Consider the following 26,059-nt stretch of genomic DNA (forward strand, 5'->3'; position numbering starts at 1 on the left):
CACCGACCAGCCCTGCTCACCCGGTGAGTCCGAGCGCGGCGCAGGCGGAGCGGAGCCTGGGCGTGCAGATCTGTTGGGTGGTGTAGAGGCCCCCGTCGACGAGGGTCTGCTTGACGTTGTCGGCCGTCACCGCTTTCGGAGTGAGCAGGATGGACGGGATGTCCTGGTGCGTGGGGCTGTCGGTGGTCGTCGTCGAGACCTCGTCGGCCCCCTCTCCGTTGCCGAGGGCGACGGCCATGGCGGCGGCCGCGGCCGCCTCCTTCTCGAACGGCTTGTACACCGTCATGTACTGCTCGCCCGCGACGATGCGCCGCACGGCCTCGAGGTCGGCGTCCTGCCCGGTGATCGGGGGAGGCTTACGGACGCCGGCCTTCTTGAAGGCGGAGACGACACCCGCGGCGATGGCGTCGTTGGCCGCGAGGACACCGTCGATACGGTTCGCCCCCAGGGCGGAGATGGCGGCGGTCATGTTGGCGTGGGCGTTCTCCGGGCTCCAGCCCACCGTGTCGTACGACCTGGCGATCTCGGCCTTGCCGGCGATGACGGACAACGCGCCCTTGCGGAACCAGGCCGCGTTGGCGCTGCTCGGATCGCCGTTCATCATCACGACGGTTCTGCCGTTGCCCCTCTCCCGCATGGCCTTGAGGATCGCCTCGCCCTGCAGCTTGCCGACCTGATCGCCGTCGAAGCTGACGAAGCCGGAGATCGCGCCCTCGGCGAGCCGGTCGTACGCGACGACCGGGACACCCGCCCGGCGCGCCTCCTGGATCGGGGAGCGCAGCGCCTTGCTGTCGGCGGGGTCGAGGATCAGCACCTCGACCCCCTTGGTGATCATGGAGATCATCTGTTCCCGCTGCCGCGCCGCGTCGTTCTCGGCGTTGGCGTACACCATGGTGCAGTCGGCGCACAGCTGTTTGAGGTGCTGCTGGATCAGCGGCTTGTCGGACTGCTCCCAGCGGGGTGTGACCCGGTTCGGGAGCAGCAGGCCGACCGTGAAGCTGTCCCCGCCGGCCGCCTCGTCATCTCCGCCGCAGGCGGCCAGCGGCACCGCCAGCAGTCCCGCGACGAGCGCCGCGACAAGGTGCAGCGTACGGGTCCTCATGGCAGCTCGCCTCGTTCCGTCGAGAGGCTCGGGTCGGTGGGAGCGGGCCCGCGCCGTGGCACGGTGATCTCGCTCCACACCTGCTTCCCGCCCGCCACCGGCACCGAGCCGAAGGAGTCCGACACCGCTTCGACGAGGAGCAGGCCCCGGCCGCCGGTCGCCTCCCAGTCCACGATCACCGGCTTGGCGGGCGCCCGCGGCGAGGCATCGCTCACGCTGACCCGTACCCGGTCGCCGCGCAGCACCAGATCGAGGGTGACCGATCCCTGGGTGTGCACCAGGGCGTTGGTGACCAGTTCGGACACGACGAGCAGCACCGCGTCGGCGGCTTCCTGGACGTGCCACTTGCGCAGGGTGCGCGCGGTGAAGCGGCGGGCGTGCATGACCGCGTCGGGCAGCCGCCACACCACCCAGCTGGACCGGATCGGCCGGGTCCGCATGCCGTCGTAGCGCAGCAGCAACAGCGCCACGTCGTCCTCACGCCGGCCGATGTCGCCGAGCAGCGCGTCGGCCATCCGTGCCGGGTCCGCCGGGTCGGCCGCGGCGAGGGCGCTGCGCGTCCGCTCCATGCCGACGTCCAGGGGCAGATCGGCGGCCTCGACCAGGCCGTCGGTGACCAGGGCGAGCACCGAGCCCGGGGTCAGTGCGACCGCGGTCATGGGGAAGTCCGCCTCGGCGAGGATCCCCAGCGGCGGCCCGCCCTCGACCTGCACCTCCTCGGTGCCGCCGTCGGGGTGGCGCAGCAGCGGTGACAGGTGCCCGGCCCGCACGAACAGGGTGTTGCCCTCGTCCATGTCCAGTTCGACATAGCAGCAGGTGGCGAACAGGTCGGTCTCCATGCCGACCAGCAGGCGGTTGGCGTGGGAGACGACCACGTCGGGCGGGTGGCCCTCCACGGCGTACGCCCTGACCGCCGTACGCATCTGGCCCATGATCGTCGCGGCGGCGGCGCTGTGCCCCTGCACATCGCCGATGACCAGTGCCACCCGGTCCTGGGACAGGGCGATGACGTCGTACCAGTCACCGCCCACCTGGAGTCCGCGCCTGGCGGGCAGGTAGCGGGCGACAGCCGTTCCGCCGGGCAGTTCGGGCAGCCGCCGGGGCAGCAGGCTGCGCTGCAGCATGGTCGCGAGTTCCTGCTCGGCGTCGTAGGCGTGGGCCCGTTTGAGGGCCTGCCCGATCAACGCCGCGGTGGCGGTCAGCAGGGACCGCTCCTCGGGGATGAACTCGTGCGGCTGGTCCCAGCCGACCAGGCACACGCCGGTGACCCGGCCCTTGGCCGGGAGCGGCAGGACGGCCAGGCCGCCGGCGCCGATGCCCGCGAGTCCGGGTTCGAGGGCCGTGCCCGCAGGCCACAGATCCATCCGGCCGTCCTGCAGGGCCATCTGCAGGGTGGGCAGGGCGCTGACCGGCGCGTCGGGCCACTCGGAACGCCACTGGGCCCGCCACAGATCCGGCCAGGCGTCGGGCTGCGGCGGGTCGAGCAGCGTCACGACGAGCCGGTCCTCGCGCACATCGGCGAGCGCCACCCGGTCGGCGCCGAGGGGCTCACGCAGTGCGGTGACCGCCACCCGGCCGACGTCGCGGACCGTCGCGGCGTCGTCGAGTGCGGCGGTCAGCCACTGGATCCGGGAGACGTCGTCGGCGCTGCGGCTCTTGACCGAGGTGGCCGTCACCACGCCCAGCACCTGCTCCGGGCCGTCGTCGGTGTGCGGTACGACCCGGCAGATCAGGCTCAGCCAGCGCATCTCGCCGGTGGGGCAGCGGACCCGGAACTCCAGCTCCCGCCGGCCGGGCGTCTGGGCGGACGGCTCCAGGACCGACATCAGCGCGGGCATGTCCTCGGGGAGGGCGTGTGCGAGGAGGGTGTCCGCCTTGCCGCCGAAGTCGTCCACGGTCGTGCCGACCAGTTCGAGCAGGGTCCCGTCCGCCTCGATCAGCCCGGTGTCCGGCTCCAGCACGAAGGAGCCGACGCGCAGGCTCCGCAGTGCACGGCTCGGCAGGCCCGAGGCCGCGGGCCGGCCGGACTCGGCCTGCAGCAGACCCGCGAGCGCGTCGGCGTACCGCTCCAGGAAGCGCTGTTGCCCGGCGTCGAAGCCGTCCGCGGAGGCCCCCACGACCACCAGGCAGCCCAGCCGGATGCCTTCCCTCTCCAGTGGCAGCGCGCCGAGCGACGCCGTCCTCGCGCGCGGCGGAGTGGGGGCGCCCACCGGGTAGGAGGCGAGGGCCGCGGCGTTCAGCCACAGCGGACGGTCGGTGCGGAAGGCGTGTGCGGCGGCCGATCCGCCCGACAGGGCGAGCCGCTCCGGCAGCCGGTACTCGGGACTGGCGCCACCGGCTGTCTCCAGCAGTTGAAGTTCGCCGTCCCCGGCATGGGGCACGTAGACGGCCGCCAGCGCCGCTCCGGCGAACGTCAGGGCCCGGTCGCTCGTGGCGGCCTGCTGCCCCGTCGGCGGTGAACCGGTGTCTGCGGTGCCGACCTCGGATGCCCCCGGGGCCGAAACTCCGGTCCGGGCACGGCCGTCATGAGGCATGTCCGCAACCAACCTCCCGTCCGTGCCGGAGGTGCCGGAGGAGATCGGGGCACCTCCCGCCGCCCCGGTCGCTCCCCCACCAGAATCGCATACATGGATGAGCCGGACATATCTGCCTTATTTACCCCTGTCCTTCTCATTGCTGCCGTCCTTCTTCACGCTCTCGCTGCGTTCGCAGATCACCCCGGCCGGTGTCAGACTGACGACGGAGAAGGCCAGGTGTCGCCATGCTCGATGAGGCTGCCGCCGGTGCAGGACCGGCCGGGTTGAGCCACCGCCGCGCCGGGGTGGGCGAAGGCGCGCCGCACTGGCCCCACACCTCGGCCCCCGTGGACCCGCACCCCCGACATGGCGGTGCACGCGCACCGCTCCCTCCACACCCGCCACGCAGGCCGAGCCCCGGACACCCGTCGACGGCCTGTCACGGGCGCCGCCTCGCCACCCAAGGTGAAGCACAAGGGAGATCTCTCGCATGAAGGCCCGCATACGGGACGCGGTGGTCACCATGACCGCCGTGTCCACGGCCGTCGCCCTTGCGGCCTGCGGGGCGGACGGCGGGAGCGACGCCGCCGAGAGCAGCGAGCCGGTGATCGGTGTGCTCCTGCCGGACGCCACCACGGCCCGTTGGGAGACCCAGGACAAACCCCTGCTGACCAAGGAGATCAAGAAGCGGTGCGCCGAGTGCGAGGTCGACATGACCAACGCCAAGGGCGATGTGGCCCGGCAGCAGGAGCAGATGAACTCGATGATCACCAAGGGAGTCGATGCCATCCTGCTCGTGCCGCTGGACTCCAGGTCGCTCGCCCCCTCGGTCCGGAAGGCGGATGAGGCAGGTATCCCCGTCATCGCCTACGACCGTCTCGCCGAGGGTCCGATCTCGGGTCACGTCTCCTTCGACGGCGAGGAGGTCGGCAGGCTCCAGGGCAGAGCCCTGCTGACGGCCATGGGCGACGAGGTCCCCGGCGCCCAGATCGTCATGATGAACGGCGATCCCATCGACCCCAACGCGGTGTTGTTCAGAAAGGGCGCCTTGGACGTGCTCATGGGGAAGGTGAAGATCGGCAAGTCGTACGACACCCTCCAGTGGCGGCCCGAGACCGCCAACCTGAACATGTCCGGCGCCATCTCCGCCCTCGGCGTCGGCAACATTCAGGGGGTGTACGCCGCCAACGACGGACTCGCCTCCGGCAGCATCACCGCCCTCAAGGCGAACAAGGTGGAACCGCTGCCCCCGGTCACCGGGCAGGACGCCGAACTCGGAGCCGTGCGGCGCATCGTCGGCGGCGAACAGTACATGACCGTCTACAAGCCCTTCGAGCCCGAGGCCGCCGCCGGCGCCGCCCTGGCCGTGGCCGCGGCGCGCGGGGAGAACCTCGACCGGGTGGCCAAGGACGAGGTGACGACGCGCGGTGGGGGGACGGTCCCCGCGGTCATGCTCACCCCCATATCCGTCACCGCCGACAACATCAAGGACACCCTGGTGAAGGACGGGGTGTACTCGGTCCGGCAGATCTGCACCCCTCAACTCGGCGCCGCATGCGAGGCCGTCGGGCTGACCTGACCACCGGTTCGCCCTCGGCCGCACCCACGGGAAGGAGATCGTCTCCGTGTCTGCTCCCCCACTGCTGGCGTTGCACGGTGTGTGCAAGCGCTACGGCGCCGTCGAGGTCCTCGAGGACATCGACCTGGAGATCCACGCCGGCCAGGTCGTCGCCCTGCTCGGCGACAACGGAGCCGGCAAGTCCACTCTGATCAAGGTGATCTCCGGAGTCACCCCCGCGGACAGGGGCGTCATCAAGTGGGAGGGCCATACGGTCCACATCAGGCGCCCCAAAGACGCCCGGGACCTCGGCATCGCCACCGTCTTCCAGGACCTCGCGCTGTGCGGGAACCTCGACGTCGTCGGCAACCTGTTCCTCGGGCGGGAGCTCCGCAGGTTCGGGTTCCTGGACGAGATGGAGATGGAGCGCCGCACCTTCCAGCTGCTGGAGCGGCTGACCAGAGGTGTCCCCGAGCTGCGCGCCCCGGTGGTGTCCCTGTCCAGCGGTCAGCGGCAGACGGTCGCCATCGCCCGCTCGCTCCTGGGCGACCCACGGCTCCTCCTGCTGGACGAGCCGACCGCGGCCCTGGGACTCCAGCAGACCACCGAGGTCATGGATCTCGTCGACCGGCTGCGCGAGCGCGGCCTGGGTGTCCTTCTCATCAGCCACAACATGGGCGACGTCAAAGCGCTCGCGGACCGGGCCGCCGTGCTGCGGCTCGGCCGCAACAACGGCTTCTTCGACGTGAACACGGCGTCCCAGGAGCAGATCATCTCCTCCATCACCGGGGCGACGGAGAACGCGCCCCGCCGACCGGCCCACCAGGAGGCGGGATGGTGAAAGGGACGCGCGACATGGCGGACAGCCCTCAGGCCGAAACCGCCGCACCCGCCACCGAGGCCCGTCAGGCCCACCGCGGGCAGAGCGCCGCCCGTGCCATCGAGAACTGGATGGCCTTCTCGCGGCGCAAGCTGAGGGCCGGAGAGCTGGGCTCGGTCCCGGTCGTCGTCGTGCTCGCCGTCGTGTGGATCACCTTCCAGTCCCTCAACGAGAACTTCCTCTCCCCCCGGAACCTGTCCAATCTCAGCGTGGACATCGTGGGCACGGGCCTCATCGCGGTCGGCATCGTCTTCGTGCTGCTGCTCGGGGAGCTCGACCTGTCCGTCGGCTCGATCAGCGGGCTCGCGGCGGCCATCTTCGCCGTGCTGAACGTGAACAACGGCGTGCCCGAATGGCTCGCCCTCGTCATCGCGGTCCTCGCCGGGATGGCGGCGGGAACCGTACAGGGCTACTCCTTCGCCAGAACCCGGGTACCGGCGTTCGTCGTCACGCTCGCGGGGCTGCTCACCTGGAACGGCCTCATGCTCTACATCCTGGGCACCAGCGGCACGATCAACCTCGACGAGAACGGCCTCGTCGCCAAGCTGACCAGCTACTACTTCACCGATGACGCCGTCGCCTACGGCATCGCGGCGGTCGCCGTGGGCCTCGTCTTCCTCGTGTCCTACCTGGACAGACGACGACGCGTGGCCGCCCGGATGCCGCACCGCTCGCTGCAGGTCATCGCGATACGTGCCGGAGGCCTCGCGGTGATCGCGTTCGCCGCCGCGTATCTGCTCAACCGCTTCCAGGGTCTGCCGCTCGCCCTGCTGATCTTCCTGGTGGTGGTGGCCGGCCTCGACATCGCCCTGCGCCGCACGCACTACGGACGGCAGGTCTACGCCCTCGGCGGCGGGGTCGAGGCGGCTCGTCGCGCCAGCCTCCGCGTGACGCGGGTGCAGACGGCGGTGCTCGCGGTCTCGGGCACCATGGCCGCGATCGGCGGCCTGTTCCTGGCCTCGCGCATCACCTCGGTGAGCCAGAGTTCGGGCTCGGGAGTGCTGCTGCTCAACGCCATCGCGGCGGCCGTCATCGGCGGCACCAGCCTGTTCGGCGGCCGTGGCTCCACGTGGTCCGCGGTGCTCGGCATGCTCGTCATCCAGTCGATCGCCTCGGGCATGGCGATCACGGACACCCCCGCCGCCGTCCAGTTCATGATCACGGGTGGGGTGCTCTTCGCCGCCGTGGTCATCGACGCACTGTCGCGACGGTCGCAAGAGGCGCATGGGCGCGCTTGACCCCGCCGAGGGGACCGCGCTGCCGCGGAGGGAGCCGCCCTGCGCAAAGGCGCCTTTGTCCCGTCCACGGGATGCTGGACGGGGGCGACCGACGAGGACGGCCGGGAGGTGAGGGCGATGTGGGCCGTCAACCCGATGGACGGCGACTCCGTGCTGGCGACCTTCGGCGCCCTCGGGGTCCTCGCGGTGATCTTCGCGGAGTCGGGTCTGCTGGTGGTCGGCTTCTTCCTGCCCGGCGACACACTGCTGATCCCGGCGGGCGTGCTGTGCGCGGCGACCGCCGACCAGCCGGCGGGCCTGGTGCTGTGGCAGGTGCTGCTGTGCGCGGCGGTCGGCGCCGTGGCCGGGGGTCAGGTCGGCTATCTGCTCGGGCGGCACGGCGGGCGGGCGTTCCTGGCCCGCACGTCGAAACGGCGCGTACGGGAGACGGCGGAGCGGGCGGAGAAACTCCTGGCCCGGTACGGCTACGGAAAGGCCCTGGTGATCGGCCGTTTCATCCCGATGGTGCGGACCGTCCTGCACCCGGCGGCCGGTGCGCTCGGCGTACCCGTGCGGACCTTCACCGTCTGGCAGATCGTCGGCGGCCTGCTCTGGTCGCAGAGTCTCGTCCTCGCCGGATACCTCCTCGGGGCCTCAGTCCCCGACATCGACGACTACCTGCTGCCGATGGTCGCCCTCGTCGTCGTGATCTCCCTGCTGCCCCTGGTGCCCCTGCTGACCGAGGCCCGCCGGACGAGGCGCGATCGCTGACCCGGCCACCGCTCGACCGAAGCTCGGCCCCAACACGCCCCCGATACCCGCCTTCTGACCCCGCGCGAATCCATCGTTCGACCAGTCGGACATTGTTCGAAAACTCTTGACGCTGCACCACGCCCCGATTGACACTCTCGCAACACGACGTCACACAGCCGAAACGGCAGGGTGCCCTTGGCCGCGGCCCCGCCATGCCTCAGCAGGGAATCCACATGCCGTACATCGCACGCGTCCGTGTCCGCGCGAGACGTCTGGCGGGCCAACTCGCCGGGCTGACCGCGGCGTCACTGTTGCTGGGTCTCGCCGCACCCGCCCTTCCCGCGCAGGCGGCGGAGACGGCCGAGGCGGCGGAGATCACCGACGGTCTCGCCCTCTGGTACAAGCTCGACGCCACCTCCGGCAGCACGGTGACCGACGCCTCCGGCAACGGCCGCACCGGCACGGTCAGCGGCGCCGCCGACTGGTCGGGCACCGGTCAGGGCCTCGCCTTCAACGGCTCGGACACCTACCTGAAGGTGCCGAACGACGTCATGAAGGGCATGGCCGCGATCACCGTCTCGCTGGACGTGCAGATCGACTCCGCGCAGAGCACGCCGTACTTCCTCTACGGCTTCGGCAACTCGAGCGGCGGCAGCGGGAACGGCTACCTGTTCACCACCGGCAACTCCTTCCGGACGTCCGTCGCGACCGGCAACTGGTCGACGGAGCAGACCACCCGGCCCGCCGACTCGCACAATCTGACCCGCTCGGTGTGGAAGCACGTCACCTACACCCAGTCCGGCGGCACCGGCGTGCTGTACGAGGACGGCGTCGAGGTCGGCCGCAACACCTCGGTCACCCTCACCCCGGGCGCCATCGGATCCGGCACCACCACCGCCAACTACATCGGCAAGTCGGTCTACTCCGACGACAAGCTGTTCAAGGGCCGGATCCGCGACTTCCGCGTCTACGACCGCGCCCTCGCCGCCTCCGAGGTCGAGCAACTCGCCCTCCCCGTAGCCACCCAGGGCGTCGCCGACGACAAGGCCGCGCTGAGCCTCGGTGACACCGACGCCGTCACGGCCGACCTCGACCTGCCGAGGACCGGCACGGCCGGCGGCTCCACGATCAGCTGGGCCAGCGACAACCCCGGCGTCGTGTCCGACTCCGGCGCGGTGACCCGCCCCGCTGCCGGTGAGCCGGCCGCCCACGCCACGCTCACGGCGACCCTGAAGAAGGGCGCTGTGACCGACACCAGGACCTTCGACGTAACGGTGCTCCCCGCCTTCGACGACCGGACCGCCACGGAGCAGGCCGCCGAGGCCCTCGCCGTCCACAACCTCGACGACGTACGCGGCAACCTCACCCTGCCGGCGACCGGTTCCTACGGCACGAAGGTCACCTGGTCCTCCGCGAACGGGGACGTCGTCTCCGCCGACGGCGTGGTCCACCGCCCCGCACCCGGCACGGGCGCCACCACGGTCGAACTGACCGCCACCGTCACCAAGGGCGAGGCGAGCACGACCCGCGCCTTCACCGCCAAGGTGCCCGAACTGCCGAAGCACGAGGCCCTCAAGGGCTACATGTTCAGCTACTTCACCGGCGAGGGCACGGCCGACGGCGAGCAGCTCCACGCCGCCCTCAGCAAGGGCGACGACCCTCTGAAGTGGCGGGAGTTGAACGACGGCAAGCCCGTCCTGACGTCCACACTGGGCGAGAAGGGCCTGCGCGACCCGTTCATCATCCGCTCCCCCGAGGGCGACAAGTTCTACCAGATCGCCACCGACCTCAGGATCTACGGCAACGGCGACTGGGACGCCGCCCAGCGCACCGGCAGCAAGTCCATCATGGTGTGGGAGTCCACCGACCTCGTCCACTGGACGGACCAGCGCCTCGTCAAGGTCTCCCCGGACAGCGCGGGCAACACCTGGGCGCCGGAGGCGTTCTACGACGCACAGCGCGGCGAGTACGTCGTCTTCTGGGCGTCGAAGCTGTACGACAACGAGACGCACTCCGGGGACACGTACAACCGCATGATGTACGCGACCACCCGCGACTTCCACACCTTCAGCGAGCCCAAGGTCTGGATCGACCGCGGCTACTCCGTCATCGACTCCACGGTGATCCGGCACGACGGGACGTACTTCCGTCTCTCCAAGGACGAGCGGAACAACTCCTCCTCGACCCCCAACAGCAAGTTCATCTTCGAGGAGAAGAGCGACTCGCTCCTGAACTCGTCCTGGGACCCCGTCGCCGAGGGCATCGGCAAGGGTGCGATGAACGCGGCAGAGGGGCCGCTGGTGTTCAAGTCGAACACCGAGGACAAGTGGTACGCCTTCCTCGACGAGTTCGGCGGTCGCGGCTACATCCCCTTCGAGACCACCGACCTCGCCTCCGGCACGTGGACCCCGGCCACCGGCTACGACCTCCCGGCCAAGCCCCGCCACGGCACCGTGCTGCCGGTGACGCAGGCCGAGTACGACCGGTTGCTGCGCGCCTACCAGCCGGACCAGCTGGTGGAGAGCGTCGAGGACGTGACAGTGAGGACGGGGATCGGTGAGGCTCCGGTCCTCCCGGCGACCGTGATCGCCGAGTACGCCGACGACGTCAAGCGTCCTGTCTCCGTGACCTGGGAGGACGTCCCGGCGTCGAAGTACGCGCAGGCCGGCACCTTCACCGTGACCGGCAGCCTGCCGGACGGCGCCGCGATACCGGTGCGCGCCGAGGTCACCGCCTCGGAGGAAGGCGCGGACGTCCCAGCCGACCTGCTCCTCCAGTACGACTTCGACGAGACGGGCGGCAACATCGCCCGAGACTCCAGCGGTCACGGCCACCACGGCACGTACGTCCGTACGCCCGACTTCGGCACCGGCGTCGAGGGCGGCTCGTTCAAGATGTCCGGCGACTCCGGCTCGCCGTATGTGAAGATCCCGAACGGCGTGCTGAAGAACGCCGAGAGTGTCACCGTCTCGACATACGCCAAGTGGAAGGGCGGGGGCAACTTCCAGTGGCTGTTCGGGCTCGGCCCCGACAGCAACAAGTACCTCTTCGCCACACCGTCCAACGGCGGCTCCAGCCTCTACTCGGCCATCACGAAGGCGAGTTGGTCGGCCGAGTCGAGGCTGACGGCGGGCTCGCAGCTCACGCCCGGCGAGTGGCGGCACGTCACCGTCACCCTCGACGGCCCGTCCGGCGCGATGGTCCTGTACGTGGACGGCATCGAGGCGGCCCGCACGACGACCGCCATCAAACCGTCCGAGCTGTACGACGCGAACAAGGACTACAGCGGCTACATCGGCCGGTCGCTGTACGCGGCCGACCCGTACTTCGGCGGCGAGGTCGACGACTTCCGCGTCTACGACCGGGCCCTCACCGCCGCGCAGGTCATGGAGCTCAGCGGCAATACCGCGGGCATCGCCAAGGTGACGGCTCCGGCGCTGAAGGTCGACGCGCTCGTCGACGACTCCGGCAGCAGGATCACCCTGCCGATGAAGGAGGGCACCGATCTCACCGCCCTCGCCCCGGAGTTCACCCTGGCCCACGGCGCGGCGATCAGCCCCGCCTCCGGCAGCGTCCAGGACTTCAGCAAGCCGGTGACGTACGAGGTGACGGGCTCCGACGGCAAGAAGCGCACCTGGTCGGTATCGGCGCTCGTCATGAGAAGCCCGGTGCTGCCCGGTCTCAGCGCCGACCCGAACATCGTCCGCTTCGGCGACACCTTCTACCTGTACCCGACGACCGACGGCTTCGAGGGCTGGAGCGGTACGCAGTTCAAGGCGTACTCCTCCTCCGACCTGGTCCACTGGAAGGACCACGGCGTCATCCTCGACCTCGGCCCGGACGTCTCCTGGGCGGACAGCAGGGCGTGGGCGCCGGCGATCGCCGAGAAGGACGGGAAGTACTACTTCTACTTCTGTGCCGACGCCAACATCGGTGTCGCGGTGTCCGACTCGCCGACGGGACCGTTCAAGGACGCGCTCGGCCAACCGCTGCTCAAGGCGGGGCAGTTCAGCGGCCAGATGATCGACCCCGCCGTGTTCACGGACGACGACGGCACGTCGTATCTCTACTGGGGCAACGGCCGCGCTTACGTCGCTCCGCTGAACGCCGACATGACGTCCATCGACACCTCGAAGGTCAAGGACATCACCCCGAGCGGCTACAACGAGGGCACCTTCGTCATCAAGCGCAAGGGCACCTACTACTTCATGTGGTCGGAGAACGACACCCGCGACGAGAACTACCGCGTCGCCTACGCCACCGGCCCCTCGCCCACCGGCCCGTGGACCAAGCACGGCGTGATCCTGGAGAAGGACCTCTCCCTCGGCATCAAGGGCCCCGGCCACCACTCGGTCGTACACGTCCCGAACACCGACGACTGGTACATCGCTTACCACCGCTTCGCGATCCCCGGCGGTGACGGTACGCACCGCGAAACGACCGTCGACAAGCTGGAGTTCGACGCCGACGGCCTGATCGAGAAGGTCGTGCCCACCCTGACCGGCATCGACCCGGTGACCGTCGTCCACGCCGGTCCGGACAGCGGCGGCAAGGAGGGCGACGCCATCGCGCTGCACGGCTCGGTCTCCGGCGCGGCCGCCCCGAAGTGGGCGGTGGCGGAGGGAGCCCCCTGCACGGTCGCCGACGCCACCGCCGCCCGGACCACGCTCACCTGCTCGGACGACGGCACCTACCAGGTGACCCTCACAGGCGGCCGCGGCAGCGACACCGCCACCGTGACCGTGACCAACGCGGCCCCGGCGATCACCTCGACGACCGGCCCCACCTCCGCCGTGCAGACCGGCAAGCGGACCGTCGTGACCGCCGCCTTCGACGACCCGGGCGCCCGGGACACCCACACCTGCACCGTCGACTGGAAGGACGGCACCGGACCGACGACCGGCACGGTCGCCGGCACCACCTGCCGGGCCCGGCACGCCTACGCCGAGGCCGGCATCCACCGCCCGGTGATCACGGTCAATGACGACGACGGCGGGACGGACAGCACCACCCTGCCCGAGCTGATCGCCTACGACCGCACCGCGGGCCCCGCCCTCGGCACCGGCGTGATCGCCTCCCCGGCCGGCGCCTACCCGGCCGAGCCGACCCTGACCGGCAGGGCGGCCTTCTCCTTCGCCGCCGCCTACGCCCACCCGAAGGGCACCACGGTCCCCACCGGCAAGGCCACGTTCGAGTTCGGCCCGGCGAAGCTGAAGTTCCGCTCCACCGCCTCCGACTGGCTCGTGATCACCGGCGACCAGGCGGTCTACCAGGGCTCCGGCACCGTCAACGGCGACAGCGGCTACGCCTTCCGCATCACCGCCACCGACGGCCCGGACACCTTCCGCATCCGGATCTGGAAGAAGTCCACCGGCGACGTCCGCTACGACAACACCACCGCCACGAAGCCCACGGGCTTCATCACCGTGGGCACCGGTCGCCGCTAGCCCTGCCGGCCCCATCACTGCCTGTGCGCCCTGAGCCGGCGCCGAGAGATCGGCCTGGCTCAGGGCACACCCGTGCAGTGGGTTCTCAGCAGAAGCAGGGTCCGCCGCCCGAGCCCAGGAAGGCGATGTCGCGGTCCCGCAGGGCCCCGGCGTAGGCCTGCACCTCGTCGACGTCGCCGTGCAGGTACTCGCCCCAGCCGTCACCGGCCTTGGCCCGGCCTATCTGCAGTGCGCCGGAGCTGTGCCAACCCTTCGGGAGCGTGGCGGTGGCGTCGGCGTTGGTGTAGCCGTCGAGGTAGAGCTTGATCCGGTCGGTGGCGTCGTCGTAGACGACGGCCAGCCGGTGCCCCTGGCCCTCGCCGCCGTCGGCGGACTCGATCTGCGAGACGACGACCTCGGGCGCGCCGGCCTCGTCCTTCAGCGGCATCAGCAGCTGCCAGGCATGGACCGCCGGGTCGTAGCGCACCTTGAAGGCGTCCGTGTGCTCACCGGCCTGCGACAGCACGGTCATCGGCGCGGCGGGTTCGGCGTCGGCGAGGCGGACGACCACGCCGACGGTGAAGCTGTCCGAGGTGTCCACGACAGCACTCCCGGTGGTCGCGTGACCGGTCGCGCCGTCCAGCTGAAGGTGGCCGTCCCCGACGAGGGGGTAGGGCACGAAGGGGCAGTCCGGATCGAGGTCGGGGAGGCAGGAGCCGTCGGGGCCACGGTGGATCGAGGCTCCCGTGCCGAGCCTCAGCGGCGCCTTGCCGTTCTGCTCGGGGCTCGCGCCGTCCGTGGCGGTCTCCAGCGACCAGTGGCCGAGCAACGTCGGCTTGCGGTATGCCAGTTCGGTGACCTCGGTGGGAACGACCACCCGGTCGTAGGCGCGGACGTCGCCGACGGCGCCGTGCCAGCGGTCCCCGTAGCCGCCGCCCTTGCGGGAGCGGCCGATCTGGAAGGCGCCCGCCGTCCGGTCCGGTGTCGCCTCGGTGGGAGTGCCGACCTCGTCGCCGTTGACGTAGAGCCGCGCCTCGCCGGTCTCCTTGTCGTACAGGCCCAGCAGGTGGGCCCACTCTCCGGTCTCCGGGGCGCCGCCGGTGATCCGGGTGCGGCCGATGGTGAAGGACCACTGCGGGCCCTCGTGCCGGGTGCGCAGCCCCAGGGCGAAGGCGGCGTGCGCCCCCGCGTCCTGGCCGGCCACGGTCATGTTCCGGTCCGTCCGCGCGGGGCGCGCCCAGGCGCTGACGGCGAAGGTCTTTGCGGTGTCGACCGCCGGGGCGTGCGGGGTGAGGAAGGCGTGGCTGCTGCCGTCGAGGCTCGCCACGGAGGCCGGTGACGTTCCGCGCGGCGCGGTCGTGCCGAAGGTCACCCCGGAGCCGGCGTCGGCGGCCGGGCCGGCCTCGGCGGCGGCCGTGGTGGAGCCCGCCGGGTCCGCCAGGGTCCAGTGGGCGACCGGGGCGCGGCCCGACTTGATACGGATCCAGTACGTGGTCGTCGTACTGCTGCGGCCGGCACGGTCGATCGCGCGGACGCTGAGGTAGTCGGTGCCGGACTTGAGCGGGAGGTGCCGGATGGTGACGGGGCCGCCGGGCTCATCGGGGCGGGCGGTCAGTTGCGGGCCGCCGATGAAGCTGTAGACGTACTGCGCGACATCGTCCGACGGGGAGTCCATGGTGAAGCTGCCGTAGACGCCGACGCCGTCCTGGATCTGGTCCTCCGGATAGTCGGAGGACGTGACGACGGCCTTCTCCGGGCTGGTGTCGTCGTACACGAACTGGCAGACCGAGCCGGCGCCCTCGGAGCTCCACGCGGAGAGAGCGGTGCCGTCGTCGGCGCGCACGTGCCAGGAGACGACCGTGTTCGCCGGAATGTCGTCCGGCAGCCGCCAACGCTGGGGTGAGCCGGACAGTGTGTCCGACGTGGTGTGGGTGCGGCGCTGTTCCACGCCCTCGGCGTCGGTCCACCAGGCCTCGAACTCGCCCTTGACCATGTTGGCCTCGACGGGCTGGTTGTCCTCCTCCGGGTCGTACAGCACTGCCTCCAGCGTCGGCGGCGCCCCGACGTACGCCTTCTGCTCCCCCGCGGCGCACGCCTTCGTACCGGTCTGCAGATCCTGGACCAGCGGCTGACGCGGCGGCAGGTTCTCGGCGGCGTGGGCGACTCCGGGCACGGTCAGGACCGCCGCGGTGACGACGAAGCCCACCGCGATGCGGCCGGGTCTGTGCCGACTCCCGCTGCTTCTGGCACTGTTCACGTTTTCCTCCCCTGGTGAGCCCGTTGATCACACGGGCCGCAGGAGGCTAACAGTGCCCACTGACATGGACAGAACCATTATTGGTGCAACCCTCTCGCAACGTTCCCCGTGCTCCCCTTGCTCCCATGGATGAGGAGACCCCGCCGTACGACGAGACCCCCCGCGTCGAACTCACCCCCGCGGCCGCCGAGCTGCTGCGCCGGCTGCGGGCGACGCACGGCCCGCTGATGTTCCACCAGTCCGGCGGCTGCTGTGACGGCAGCGCGCCGATGTGCTACCCGGAGGGCGAGTTCCGCACCGGGGGCTCGGACGTACTGCTCGCGGAGCTGCGTGTCGAGGGGGTCGAGGAGCCGGTGACGTTCTGGATGGCGCGCAGTCAGTACGAGGTGTGGAGCCACACCCGGCTGATCGTCGATGTCGTGGAGGGCAGAGGCAGCGGTTTCTCCCTGGAGGCACCCGAGGGGGTACGTTTCCTCACCCGTTCTCGCGTCGTCGGCGCCTAGAAACCCCGCAGCTCATCGCCGTCTGGTGCACTTCCCCTGAGTCCTGCCACATTTGACGAGACATCAGGGGGAACTGTGACGCGTCGTCAGAAACGGTTCGGAACCGCCAGAGCGGCCCTCACGCTGCTCACGGCACTCAGCGCGCTGGCCGGTACGGCCCTGGTGGGGGCGGCACCGGCCGGCGCCGCGCAGGGCACCCCGGTCGCGCCGGGTGTCTCGTACGACGAGTTCGACATCGCGGCGGCGAAGGGCACGGCGCATGCCCATGTCCTCACCGTCGACCTGCGCAACCCGCACGTGCGCCTCGATCTGCTGCATCCGGGAGCGGTGGCGGCCCGGGCGACCATCTCCGAGCAGGCCACCGCGCAAGGCGCCGTCGCGGGCGTGAACGGCGACTTCTTCAACATCAGCGAGGCCCAGCACCCCGGCGTCCAGGCGACCGGCGCGAGTGTGGGACCGGCCATCGCGCGTGGCAAGGCACTGAAGGGCGCGGTGCCGAACGGCCAGCGCTTCGGGCCCGCGCTGCCGCCCGGCACGAGCACCGAGGACGTGTTCGGCCTGGGCGTCGACCGCCGGGCCCGCCTCGACGGCCTGAGCCTCGACGGCTCGATCCGCACGCCCGAGGGCCGGCTGCCGCTGCGCGGATTCAACCAGTACGCCCTGCCGGTGGGGTCCATCGGGGCGTTCACCGCCAAGTGGGGCAGCGTCTCCCGGGTGCGTGCCACCTGCGGGACGGACACGGACCGGGCGGCTCCGTGCAGCACGGACACCTACGAGGTGACGGTCCGCCGGGGCCGGGTCGTGTCGACCGCCGACGCTCCCGGCAGCGGGCCGATCGCGCCGGACACGACCGTGCTCGTGGGCCGCGAGGCGGGCGCGCAGCAGCTGCGGAAGCTCTTCGCGGGCGAGCGCGTGACGGTACGGCACCGGCTGGTGGCATCCAAGTCGCGGGTTCCGTTCCGCTTCGCGCTCGGCGGCTATCCGGTCCTGGACGACGGACAGCCCCTGCCCGGCCTCGACAACCGGGCCTCGGCCGTGCGCACGGCTGTGGGCATCGCGGACAACGGCCGGCGCCTGCTGCTGCTCGCGCTGGACGGTGCGCCCGAGTACCGCACCGGTCTGACCATCGCGGAGGTGGCCTCCGTCATGCAGGATCTGGGCTCGGCCGACGCCTTCAGCCTGGACGGCGGCGGCTCGTCGACGCTGGTCGCCCGCGCGCCGGGAGCGGGGACGGTCTCGGTACGGAACCACCCGTCCGACGGTGTGGAACGCCCTGTCCCCAACGGCATCGGAGTCTTCTCGGCTCGCTGACCGTTACGGTCTGAGGCCGCTGACGATGTCCGCCGTGGCCGTCAGACCGCTGTTGATGGTGGGCGCCATGCTCGTGCTGGCCAGGTAGAAGCCGAGCAGCAGGCACACCAGCGCATGGGTGATCTTCAGTCCGCCGTTGCGGACGAAGATCACCGCCAGGATGAACAGCAACAACACCACTGAGATGGAAATGGCCATCGTCAACCTCCTCCGCCACGCCGCCTTGTCAAGGTTCGCGGCTTTCGGCCGCAAGTGTGGCGTAGCGGAGGGTTCGTCCGGGCGGCTGACCTGTCCTCCGAACGTGTGGTGTTCCCGCGCGGCGTTCTAGAAGGTCCGCTGCCGGGCGTCGAGGAAGGCCTCCAGGCCCGCGAGGTCGTCGGTGTTGAGGAAGTCGACGCCGGCGGCCAGCAGTTCGCCCCACAGCGCGTCCCGGGCCGGGCCGGCCACGTCCGGGGTGGCCCAGAACCGCACCTTCTGCCCGCGGGAGTGCGCCGCCCGGACGATGCCGCGCAGCTTCTGCCGCTCGGCGTCCGGGAAGGCGCCGACACCCAGCCAGGTGAAGTTGAGCGTCCAGTTGTCGCTGATGAGCGAGATGAAGGAGGCGGGCGCCGGGCTGCCGAGATCGGCGAGGCGGCCGTCGTAGAAGGCGCGACGGACGGTCTGGGCCTCCATCGGCGTACGGGCGGCACGGTCCCCGGAGATCACCGCGGTGACCGCCCCGGGAAGGACCCGGCCGTGGCCGTACGTCGTGAACAGGTGCTTGTAGCGCTTGAGGTGCTTGTCGAGTTCGAGGTACGTCGACGCGCCCTCGGTCTTGATGTCGATGAGCAGCTGGATCGGCTTGCGGTGTCCGCGGTACACCGAGCCGTGGTTGGCCCGCACGCGGGCGGCCAGCGGGTCGAGATAGAGGGACTCCAGCGTGCGGGTGGGGTCGAGGTCCTCGGGGTCGTGGGCGACGAGGAGCTGGTCGCCGACCAGGTGGATGTCGGCTTCGAGGCTGCCGAAGCGGTGGTCGAGGGCGTCGAGGAGGGGACGCGGGTGCTCGTAGTCGTTGTGGGCGTGGGCGCGCCACAACGGGCGCGGGCGGTGCTTCTGTTCGCCGGCCAGCGCACCGGTGGCGGGCAGGGCGACCGCGCCCGCGAGGGCGGCGCCGAGGGTGGTGAGGGCTCTGCGACGGGTGGTGAGGGCCATGTGCTCTGCCTCCCTGACAGGGGCGTTCCAGGCGTTGGGAACCGCTGCGAGTATGCGATTCCGAGGCCCCAAACAGCAGAGCTGGGCGGCGAGTTGGCCGGACTGCCGTCCTGTGTTCACTTCACCGGTGCAGCGCACACGAAAAAGCCCGCCCCAGGTCGGGCGGGCTTTTCGCGCGGTTCGCTCAGGTGGACGTCAGGGAGCCTGCAGGTCGACAAGTTCGGCCAGGGCCGCACGGTGGGCGCCTGCCGTGCCGTAGGCGATGGAGTCGGCCTTGGCGCGCTTCAGATAGAGATGGATCGGGTGCTCCCAGGTCATGCCGATTCCGGCGTGCAGTTGCAGCGCCTCCTCGGCGGCGTGCACGGCGACGGGCGCCGCGTAGGCCTGGGCGACGGCCACCGCCACGTCGACGTCGTTCCCCGTCGCGAGCGCGTCGGCGGCGCCCCGGGCGGCGGCGCGGACGTTGACGACCTCCAGCCACAGCTGGGCGAGCCGGTGCTTGAGCGCCTGGAAGCCGCCGACGGGCCGGTTGAACTGCTTGCGGTCCTTCAGATAGCGGACCGTCTCGGTCAACGTCCATTCGGCGAGCCCGAACTGCTCGGAGGCGAGCAGCCCCGCTCCGGCGCGCAGGGCGCGGCCCACGGCGGGTTCGGCGGCCCCCAGCAGCCGGCCCGACGCCCCGTCCAGGCGCACCGTGGCCACCGGCCGGGTCAGGTCCAGGGACACCTGCGGGGTGACGGTCACGGCCGCGGAGTCGACCGCGTACAGCCCACCGTCGTCCGCGGGCACGAGCAGCACGTCCGCGACGGCCGCGTCCGCGATGCCGGTCAGCTCCCCGTGCAGGGCGCCGCCCTCATGCCGTACGACCTTGTAGGCGCCGCCCGGAACCACGTTCAGTGCCACGGCGAGCGCGCCGATCCGCCGCCCGGACGCCAGCTCGGCCAGCAGGCCCGCGTCGGTCTCGCAGCCGAGCAGGGCCTCGGTGGCCACGACGGCGCTGGTCAGGAACGGCACGGGCGCGACCGCGCGCCCCAACTCCTCCAGTACGACGGCGACTTCGCGGTGCGTGGCACCCTGGCCGCCCTGCTCCTCCGGGACCAGGAGCCCGGCCAGGCCCATCCCGTCCGCGAGCGCCTTCCAGGCCGCGAGGTCGTGCGGGGCGTCCGACTCGGTGCGCGCGATGACGCCGGGCGCGTCGCAGTGATCGGCGAGCAGATCCCGTACGGCGGCCCGCAGCGCCTCTTCCTCCTCCGAGTACAACAGGTCGCTCTGCGTCTTCATCGGGTCAGGTCCTTCCAAGCGACGTCCTTGTCGGTGCGCGGCTCGGACGGCAGGCCCAGGACGCGCTCGGCGACGATGTTCAGCAGGACCTCGCTGGTCCCGCCCTCGATGCTGTTGCCCTTGGAGCGGAGGTAGCGGTACCCGGCGTCGCGGCCGGTGAAGTCCACCAGCTCCGGGCGGCGCATGGTCCAGTCGTCGTACAACAGGCCCTCCTCGCCGCGCAGTTCGACCTCCAGGCCGCTGATCTCCTGGTTGAGGCGGGCGAAGGCGAGCTTCATGCCGGCGCCCTCGGGGCCTGGCTGGCCCGCCACGAGCTGCTGGCGCAGCCGCTCCGCGGCGAGGCGGGAGACCTCGGACTCCACCCACAGCTTCAGCAGCCGCTGGTGCAGGTCGTGGGTGCGCAGCTCGGGCCGCTCGCGCCAGGTCGCGGCGATCGGGCCGATCATGCCGCCCTCGCGGGGCAGCCGCATGCCGCCGATCGCGACCCGCTCGTTGTTCAGTGTGGTCTGTGCGACCCGCCAGCCGTCGCCGACCTCGCCGAGGCGACGTGAGTCCGGGATGCGGACGTCGGTGAGGAAGACCTCGTTGAACTCGGCCTCACCGGTGATCTGCCGCAGCGGCCGGACCTCGACGCCGGGGTCGGTCATGTCGCAGAGGAAGTAGGTGATGCCCGCGTGCTTGGGCACGTCCGGGTCGGTGCGGGCGATGAGGATGGCCCAGCGGGCGATGTGGGCGCTGGACGTCCAGACCTTCTGCCCGTTGACGACCCAGTCCTCGCCCTCGCGGACGGCACGGGTCCGGAGCGCGGCGAGGTCGGATCCGGCGCCGGGCTCGCTGAAGAGCTGGCACCAGACCTCCTCACCCGTCCACAGGGGCCGCAGATACTGCCGCTTCTGCTCCTCGGTGCCGTACTTCAGGATCGTCGGCGCGGCCATGCCCAGCCCGATCCCGATGCGCCGCGGGTCGTTGTCGGGGGCGCCCGCGGCCTCCAGCTCGGCGTCGACGACGGCCTGGAGCGAGCGGGGCGCGCCGAGTCCGCCGAGGCCCTCGGGGTAGTGCACCCACGCCAGACCGGCGTCGAAGCGGGCGCGCAGGAAGTCCAGACGGTCGGTGCCGGTGGGCGGATGTGCGTCCAGCAACTCGCCTGTCCGGCGCCGGAGTTCGGCTGCGTCGATCGTCATGCGGCGGCTCCGTTCTCCAGCGACGGCACGACGGCGATACGGCCCGTGGTGACACCGTCGGCGACCTTCTGGACGGCGACCGCGGCACCGCTCAGCGGCACCCGCTCGCTCACCAGCGGCTTGATCGCGCCCCGTGCGGCCAGCTCGGTGAGCTGTTCGTGGCAGTGCTGGATCAGCTTCGGGTTCTTGGTGTTGTACAGGCCCCAGTGCAGACCGAGGATCGAGTAGTTCTTCACCAGGGCGTGGTTGAGCGCCGGGCTGGGGATCGTGCCGCTCGCGAAGCCGACGACCACGATCCGGCCCTCGAAGGCGACGACCTTGGCGGACTGGGCGTACGCCTCGCCTCCGACGGGGTCGTAGATGACGTCGGCGCCCCGGCCGCCGGTGGCCTCCTTCACGGCGCCGATGACGTCCTCGGCACGCCGGTCGATGACGACGTCACAGCCCAGCTCACGGGCGACGGCCGCCTTGTCCGCGCCGCCCACGACACCGATGACCCTCGCCCCGGCCGCCTTGCCGAGCTGCACGGCCGCGCTGCCGACCCCTCCAGCGGCAGCGTGGACGAGCAGCGTCTCACCGGCTTCCAGACCGGCCCGGCGGTGCAGGCCGAACCATCCGGTCTGGTAGCCGATGTGCAGGGCGGCGGCCTCGGCGTCGTCCAGCGCCTCGGGCGCGGGCAGGACGGCGGCGGCGTCCGCGACGGCGTACTCGGCGAAACCGCCGTACGGCAGCGCGGGGTTGGCCAGGACACGGCGCCCGTCCTCGGTCTCGCCGCAGATCTCCACGCCCGGCGTGAAGGGCAGCGGCGGCCGGACCTGGTAGTGGCCCCGGCACAGCAGGGCGTCCGGGAAGTTGATGTTCGCGGCACGCACCTTCAGCAGGATCTGGCCGTCACCGGGCGTGGGCGTCTCGACGTCCTCGAGCCGCATCACCTCGCTCGGCTCGCCGTTCTCGTGCACTTGCCATGCCTGCATGCGGTGCCTCCACGGGGGACTGCTTCGTCTGACCGGGGTCGGTTCGCATACTAAGCGGTCGCTTGCCGATCAGGGAACAGTCATGTGGGGACAGTCATGCGCGTCACGACTTCTTGGGCCGCGCCCGCACATGCATCCGCTCCCCCTGCGGCCCGAACAGACTGAGGAACTCCACCGGCCCCTCCCCCGTCGACCCGAACCAGTGCGGCACCCGCGTGTCGAACTCGGCGGCCTCTCCGGCCGTGAGCACCACGTCGTGCTCGCCGAGCACCAGCCGCAGTCTGCCCGACAGGACGTACAGCCACTCGTAGCCCTCGTGCGTGCGTGGCTCCGGTTCGAGCCTGCGCTGCGGTTCGAGCACCTTGAAGGCCTGGAGGCCGCCGGGCTGGCGGGTGAGCGGCCAGTGCTTGCGGCCGAACTGCTCGATCGGTTTGGTGGCGCGCACCCGCGGATCGCCGACGACGGGGTTGCCGACCAGCTCGTCCAGCGGCACCTGGTGCGCCCGCGCGATCGGCAGCAGCAGTTCCAGGCTGGGCTTGCGCAGGCCGGACTCCAGCCGGGAGAGCGTGCTCACCGAGATGCCGGTCACCTCGGACAGCGAGGCGAGGCTCACCTCGCGCTCCTTGCGCATCTGCCGCAGCCTGGGACCCACGCCCGCCAGAACTTCGTCGGTACTCATGCCGGTATTGCAGTTTCGGCAAACTTGTTTGTCAATCCCGCGCCCTTCGCGGCACGGTCTGGGTGGAGGTGGTCACCATGACCGAAGCGTACGAAGTGATCGTCGTCGGAGGCGGTACGGCGGGCCTCTCGGCCGCTCTCGTCCTGGGCCGGGCCCGGCGCCGCACCCTGGTCGTCGACGCGGGCGAGCCGCGCAACGCGCCCGCCGCGCACATGCACGGCTATCTGACCCGGGACGGCATGTCCCCCGCCGAGTTCCTGGCGGTCGGCCGCGAGGAGATCGCCCGGTACGGCGTGGAGCTCGTCCGGGACACCGCCGTGGACGTCGCCCGGGGCGAGGACTTCGCGGTCGAGCTGGCGAGCGGACGCAGCGTGCGGGCCCGGCGGCTCGTCGTCGCCACCGGCCTCAAGGACGAGCTGCCGGATGTCCCCGGCGTCGCCGAGCGGTTCGGCAAGGATGTGCTGCACTGCCCGTACTGCCACGGCTGGGAGGTCCGTGACCAGGCCTTCGGTGTGCTGGCGACCACCGCACAGAGCGTGCACCAGGCGCTGATGGTGTCGCAATGGTCGAAGGACGTGACCTTCTTCCTGCACGAGGTCGCCGAGCCGGACCTCGCGGACGACGACCGGCGCAGGCTCGCGGCGGCCGGCGTGCAGGTGGTGCCCGGCGAGGTGGCCGGGCTGGTGATCGAGGACGACCGGCTCACGGGCGTGCGCCTGGCCGACGGCACGGTGCACACACGCGAGGTCGTGTTCACCGCGCCGCGCGCCGTCCCGCAAACGGATCTGCTGGTACGTCTGGGCGCCGAGCTGACCGAGACCCCCTTCGGCGCGTACCCCGTGGTCGACGGGACGGGCCTGACGACCGTCCCCGGTGTCTGGGCGGTCGGCAACGCGATGGGCTTCGCCGAACAGGTCGTGAACGCGGCGGCCGGCGGCTACCGGGCAGGGGCCTTCATCAACGGGGAGCTGCTCATGGCGGACCTCGACGCGACCCTGTAGGGGCGCGGAGCTGTATCGACGTGCGGCTCCGCCGCGTGGGCGCGACCGGCCACAACGCACCCGCAGACGAAACGCAACCCATTCGTCGGGGTGTAAACCGGCGGAGCCCGTCGCACGATGGCTGCATGCTGCTGACCCGGCTGGCCCAGGTGTCCCAGGAGGTCGCCGCGACCTCTGCGCGGTCCCGGAAGATCGCTCTGCTCGCGGAGCTGTTCCGGGACGCCGAGGCGGAGGACGTGCCGATCGTCATCCCGTATCTGGCGGGACGGCTGCCGCAGGGGCGGCTCGGCATCGGCTGGAAGGTGCTGAGCCGGCCGGTCGCCCCGGCGGCCGAGCCCACGCTCACGGTGCGCGAGGTGGACGCCCGGCTGACCGGGCTCGGCAAGGTCACCGGCACGGGTTCGCAGGCCGAACGGGGTCGTCTGGTCGGCGAGTTGATGGGCGCTGCCACCGAGCACGAGCAGCGCTTCCTGTTCGGGCTGATCACGGGCGAGGTGCGGCAGGGCGCGCTGGACGCCGTGGCGGCGGAGGGGCTGGCGCAGGCGACCGGGGCGCCGTCGGCGGACGTGCGGCGGGCGGTGATGCTCGCCGGGTCGCTCCAGACGGTGGCCGAGGCCCTGCTCGCGGACGGCCCCGCCGCCCTCGAACGCTTCCGGCTCACCGTCGGCCGCCCGGTCCTGCCGATGCTGGCGCACAGCGCCTCCTCGGTGGCCGAGGCGGTCGGCAAGCTCGGCGCCTGCGTGGTCGAGGAGAAGCTCGACGGCATCCGCGTCCAGGTCCACCGCGACGGCGAGGCCGTACGGATCTACACCCGCACCCTGGACGACATCACCGACAGGCTCCCCGAACTGACCGCGACCGCACTGGAGTTGCGAGGCGATCGCTTCATCCTGGACGGAGAGGTCATCGCCTTCGACGACCGGGGCCGCCCCCGTTCCTTCCAGGAGACCGCCGGCCGCGTCGGCTCCCGCGTGGACGTGGCGACGGCGGCCCAGGAGGTCCCCGTCTCCCCCGTCTTCTTCGACGCCCTGTCCGTCGACGACCGCGACCTGCTCGACCTGCCGTTCGCCGACCGGCACACGGAACTGGCCCGGCTGGTCCCCGAGCCGATGCGCGTACGCCGCAGCCCGGTGTCCGGGCCCGAGGACCTCACGCGAGCCGAGGACTTCCTCGCCGAGACCCTCGGGCGCGGCCACGAGGGCGTCGTCGTCAAGGCGCTCGACGCCCCCTACAGCGCGGGCCGGCGCGGCGCCTCCTGGCTGAAGGTCAAGCCCGTGCACACCCTCGACCTGGTCGTGCTGGCCGCCGAATGGGGCCATGGCCGCCGGACCGGCAAGCTCTCCAACCTCCACCTGGGCGCCCGCACGGCGGACGGCTCCTTCGCCATGCTCGGCAAGACCTTCAAGGGCATGACCGACACGATGCTGACCTGGCAGACCGGGCGGCTCCAGGAACTCGCCGTGGATCACCAGGGCTGGGGGGTGACGGTACGCCCCGAGCTGGTCGTCGAGATCGCCTACGACGGCCTGCAGCGCTCCACCCGCTACCCGGCCGGCGTGACACTCCGCTTCGCGCGCGTGGTCCGCTACCGCGAGGACAAACGCCCCGAGGAGGCGGACACGGTCGAGACCCTGCTCGCCGCCCACCCGGACGTGAAGCCGTGACCACGGAGGTGACGCGGTGACGCCGTCCGGCGAGAAGCGCAGCGCGGGCCTGCTGCTGTTCCGCCACACCGATGACGGCCTGGAAGTGTTGCTCGGCCATATGGGCGGCCCCTTCTTCGCCAAGCGCGACGCCGGGGCGTGGACGGTCCCGAAGGGCGAGTACGAACCCGACGAGCCCGCCTGGGACGCGGCCCGCCGCGAGTTCCAGGAGGAGCTGGGGCTGGCGCCGCCCGACGGGGAGGCCGTACCCCTGGGCGAGGTGAAGCAGTCGGGCGGAAAGATCGTCACGGTGTGGGCGGTCGAGGCCGACCTCGACCCGGCGACGGTCGTCCCCGGCACGTTCGTGATGGAGTGGCCGCCGCACTCGGGACGGACCCAGGAGTTCCCGGAGCTCGACCGGGTGGCATGGCTGGACGTCGACCGGGCGCGCGAGGTCGTCGTGAAGGCCCAGGCCGCGTTTCTCGACCGGCTGGCGGAGCACTCGGCCTGAGCGGCCGTACACGCGTTGCGGTAGCCACCGCCGCGCGGGAAGGTCGAAGCATCAGCCCGCTCCCAGGAGGTCGGT

Annotated in this window: 19 protein-coding genes; 10 read left to right on the forward strand and 9 right to left on the reverse strand. The window is 71.3% G+C overall.

The window, feature by feature from the left end; genetic code table 11:
* Window positions 1-16: 16 nt before the first annotated feature.
* Window positions 17-1,102: a sugar ABC transporter substrate-binding protein gene (locus tag ACZ7M7_RS20440; RefSeq protein WP_451165900.1), complete on the reverse strand. Its 1,086-nt coding sequence runs from the start codon at window positions 1,100-1,102 to the stop codon at window positions 17-19.
* Window positions 1,099-3,636: a SpoIIE family protein phosphatase gene (locus ACZ7M7_RS20445; protein WP_472118801.1), complete on the reverse strand. Its 2,538-nt coding sequence runs from the start codon at window positions 3,634-3,636 to the stop codon at window positions 1,099-1,101. The genes ACZ7M7_RS20440 and ACZ7M7_RS20445 overlap by 4 nt, the downstream gene beginning before the upstream one ends.
* A 472-nt stretch (window positions 3,637-4,108) precedes the next feature.
* Between ACZ7M7_RS20445 and ACZ7M7_RS20450 the strand changes: the two genes are divergently transcribed.
* The 5 genes from ACZ7M7_RS20450 to ACZ7M7_RS20470 all read left to right on the forward strand — a co-directional run bounded on the left by ACZ7M7_RS20450 (window position 4,109) and on the right by ACZ7M7_RS20470 (window position 13,473).
* Entirely contained in the window at window positions 4,109-5,197 is a 1,089-nt protein-coding gene (locus tag ACZ7M7_RS20450) for a sugar ABC transporter substrate-binding protein (protein ID WP_451165897.1), read from the forward strand.
* A 46-nt stretch (window positions 5,198-5,243) separates the two neighbouring features.
* Window positions 5,244-6,017, forward strand: coding sequence for an ATP-binding cassette domain-containing protein (locus ACZ7M7_RS20455; protein WP_472118804.1), 774 nt, complete (start codon window positions 5,244-5,246; stop codon window positions 6,015-6,017).
* On the forward strand, window positions 6,011-7,294 hold the full coding sequence (locus ACZ7M7_RS20460) for a sugar ABC transporter permease (protein ID WP_472118807.1): 1,284 nt from the start codon (window positions 6,011-6,013) through the stop codon (window positions 7,292-7,294). The genes ACZ7M7_RS20455 and ACZ7M7_RS20460 overlap by 7 nt, the downstream gene beginning before the upstream one ends.
* 117 nt (window positions 7,295-7,411) lie before the next feature.
* Entirely contained in the window at window positions 7,412-8,044 is a 633-nt protein-coding gene (locus ACZ7M7_RS20465) for a DedA family protein (RefSeq protein ID WP_383599212.1), read from the forward strand.
* Window positions 8,045-8,259: 215 nt separating this feature from the next.
* Window positions 8,260-13,473: a family 43 glycosylhydrolase gene (locus ACZ7M7_RS20470; RefSeq protein WP_472118810.1), complete on the forward strand. Its 5,214-nt coding sequence runs from the start codon at window positions 8,260-8,262 to the stop codon at window positions 13,471-13,473.
* Between the two features lie 85 nt (window positions 13,474-13,558).
* Here the strand turns inward: ACZ7M7_RS20470 and ACZ7M7_RS20475 are convergent, their stop codons facing one another.
* Complete coding sequence (locus ACZ7M7_RS20475; RefSeq protein WP_472119279.1) at window positions 13,559-15,127, reverse strand: LamG domain-containing protein; 1,569 nt, start codon at window positions 15,125-15,127, stop codon at window positions 13,559-13,561.
* 707 nt (window positions 15,128-15,834) lie between these two features.
* On the opposite strand from ACZ7M7_RS20475, the gene ACZ7M7_RS20480 reads away from it, so the two are divergent.
* Together ACZ7M7_RS20480 and ACZ7M7_RS20485 are read left to right on the forward strand one after the other, a co-directional pair.
* Window positions 15,835-16,212, forward strand: coding sequence for a DUF779 domain-containing protein (locus tag ACZ7M7_RS20480; protein WP_472118812.1), 378 nt, complete (start codon window positions 15,835-15,837; stop codon window positions 16,210-16,212).
* Between the two features lie 75 nt (window positions 16,213-16,287).
* Window positions 16,288-17,523, forward strand: a complete 1,236-nt coding sequence (locus ACZ7M7_RS20485; protein WP_472118815.1) for a phosphodiester glycosidase family protein — start codon at window positions 16,288-16,290, stop codon at window positions 17,521-17,523.
* Window positions 17,524-17,526: 3 nt separating this feature from the next.
* On the opposite strand, the gene ACZ7M7_RS20490 is transcribed toward ACZ7M7_RS20485, so the two are convergent.
* The 6 genes from ACZ7M7_RS20490 to ACZ7M7_RS20515 form a co-directional block, all read right to left on the reverse strand.
* Window positions 17,527-17,721, reverse strand: coding sequence for a hypothetical protein (locus ACZ7M7_RS20490; RefSeq protein ID WP_328429264.1), 195 nt, complete (start codon window positions 17,719-17,721; stop codon window positions 17,527-17,529).
* Window positions 17,722-17,847: 126 nt separating this feature from the next.
* On the reverse strand, window positions 17,848-18,714 hold the full coding sequence (locus ACZ7M7_RS20495) for a phosphatidylinositol-specific phospholipase C/glycerophosphodiester phosphodiesterase family protein (protein ID WP_472118818.1): 867 nt from the start codon (window positions 18,712-18,714) through the stop codon (window positions 17,848-17,850).
* Between the two features lie 195 nt (window positions 18,715-18,909).
* Complete coding sequence (locus ACZ7M7_RS20500; RefSeq protein ID WP_472118821.1) at window positions 18,910-19,995, reverse strand: acyl-CoA dehydrogenase family protein; 1,086 nt, start codon at window positions 19,993-19,995, stop codon at window positions 18,910-18,912.
* The gene (locus tag ACZ7M7_RS20505; RefSeq protein ID WP_472118824.1) at window positions 19,992-21,176 is read right to left on the reverse strand and encodes an acyl-CoA dehydrogenase family protein; all 1,185 of its coding nucleotides are present in this window, start codon (window positions 21,174-21,176) and stop codon (window positions 19,992-19,994) included. Before ACZ7M7_RS20505 ends, ACZ7M7_RS20500 begins: the two co-directional genes overlap by 4 nt.
* Window positions 21,173-22,150: an NADPH:quinone oxidoreductase family protein gene (locus ACZ7M7_RS20510; protein WP_472118827.1), complete on the reverse strand. Its 978-nt coding sequence runs from the start codon at window positions 22,148-22,150 to the stop codon at window positions 21,173-21,175. The genes ACZ7M7_RS20505 and ACZ7M7_RS20510 overlap by 4 nt, the downstream gene beginning before the upstream one ends.
* 103 nt (window positions 22,151-22,253) lie before the next feature.
* Window positions 22,254-22,829, reverse strand: a complete 576-nt coding sequence (locus tag ACZ7M7_RS20515) for a helix-turn-helix domain-containing protein (RefSeq protein ID WP_383599236.1) — start codon at window positions 22,827-22,829, stop codon at window positions 22,254-22,256.
* 77 nt (window positions 22,830-22,906) lie between these two features.
* Here ACZ7M7_RS20515 and ACZ7M7_RS20520 point away from each other — a divergent pair, with 77 nt between their 5' ends.
* From ACZ7M7_RS20520 to ACZ7M7_RS20530, 3 genes are all read left to right on the forward strand, one after another.
* On the forward strand, window positions 22,907-23,830 hold the full coding sequence (locus tag ACZ7M7_RS20520; RefSeq protein WP_472118830.1) for an NAD(P)/FAD-dependent oxidoreductase: 924 nt from the start codon (window positions 22,907-22,909) through the stop codon (window positions 23,828-23,830).
* Window positions 23,831-23,955: 125 nt separating this feature from the next.
* The gene (locus tag ACZ7M7_RS20525; RefSeq protein WP_472118833.1) at window positions 23,956-25,494 is read left to right on the forward strand and encodes an ATP-dependent DNA ligase; all 1,539 of its coding nucleotides are present in this window, start codon (window positions 23,956-23,958) and stop codon (window positions 25,492-25,494) included.
* A 16-nt stretch (window positions 25,495-25,510) separates the two neighbouring features.
* A complete protein-coding gene (locus tag ACZ7M7_RS20530) occupies window positions 25,511-25,984 on the forward strand; it encodes an NUDIX hydrolase (RefSeq protein WP_472118835.1) in 474 nt (157 codons plus the stop codon).
* Window positions 25,985-26,059 lie beyond the last annotated feature (75 nt).

It is taken from the genome of Streptomyces sp. NPDC111606 (genome assembly GCF_055656945.1).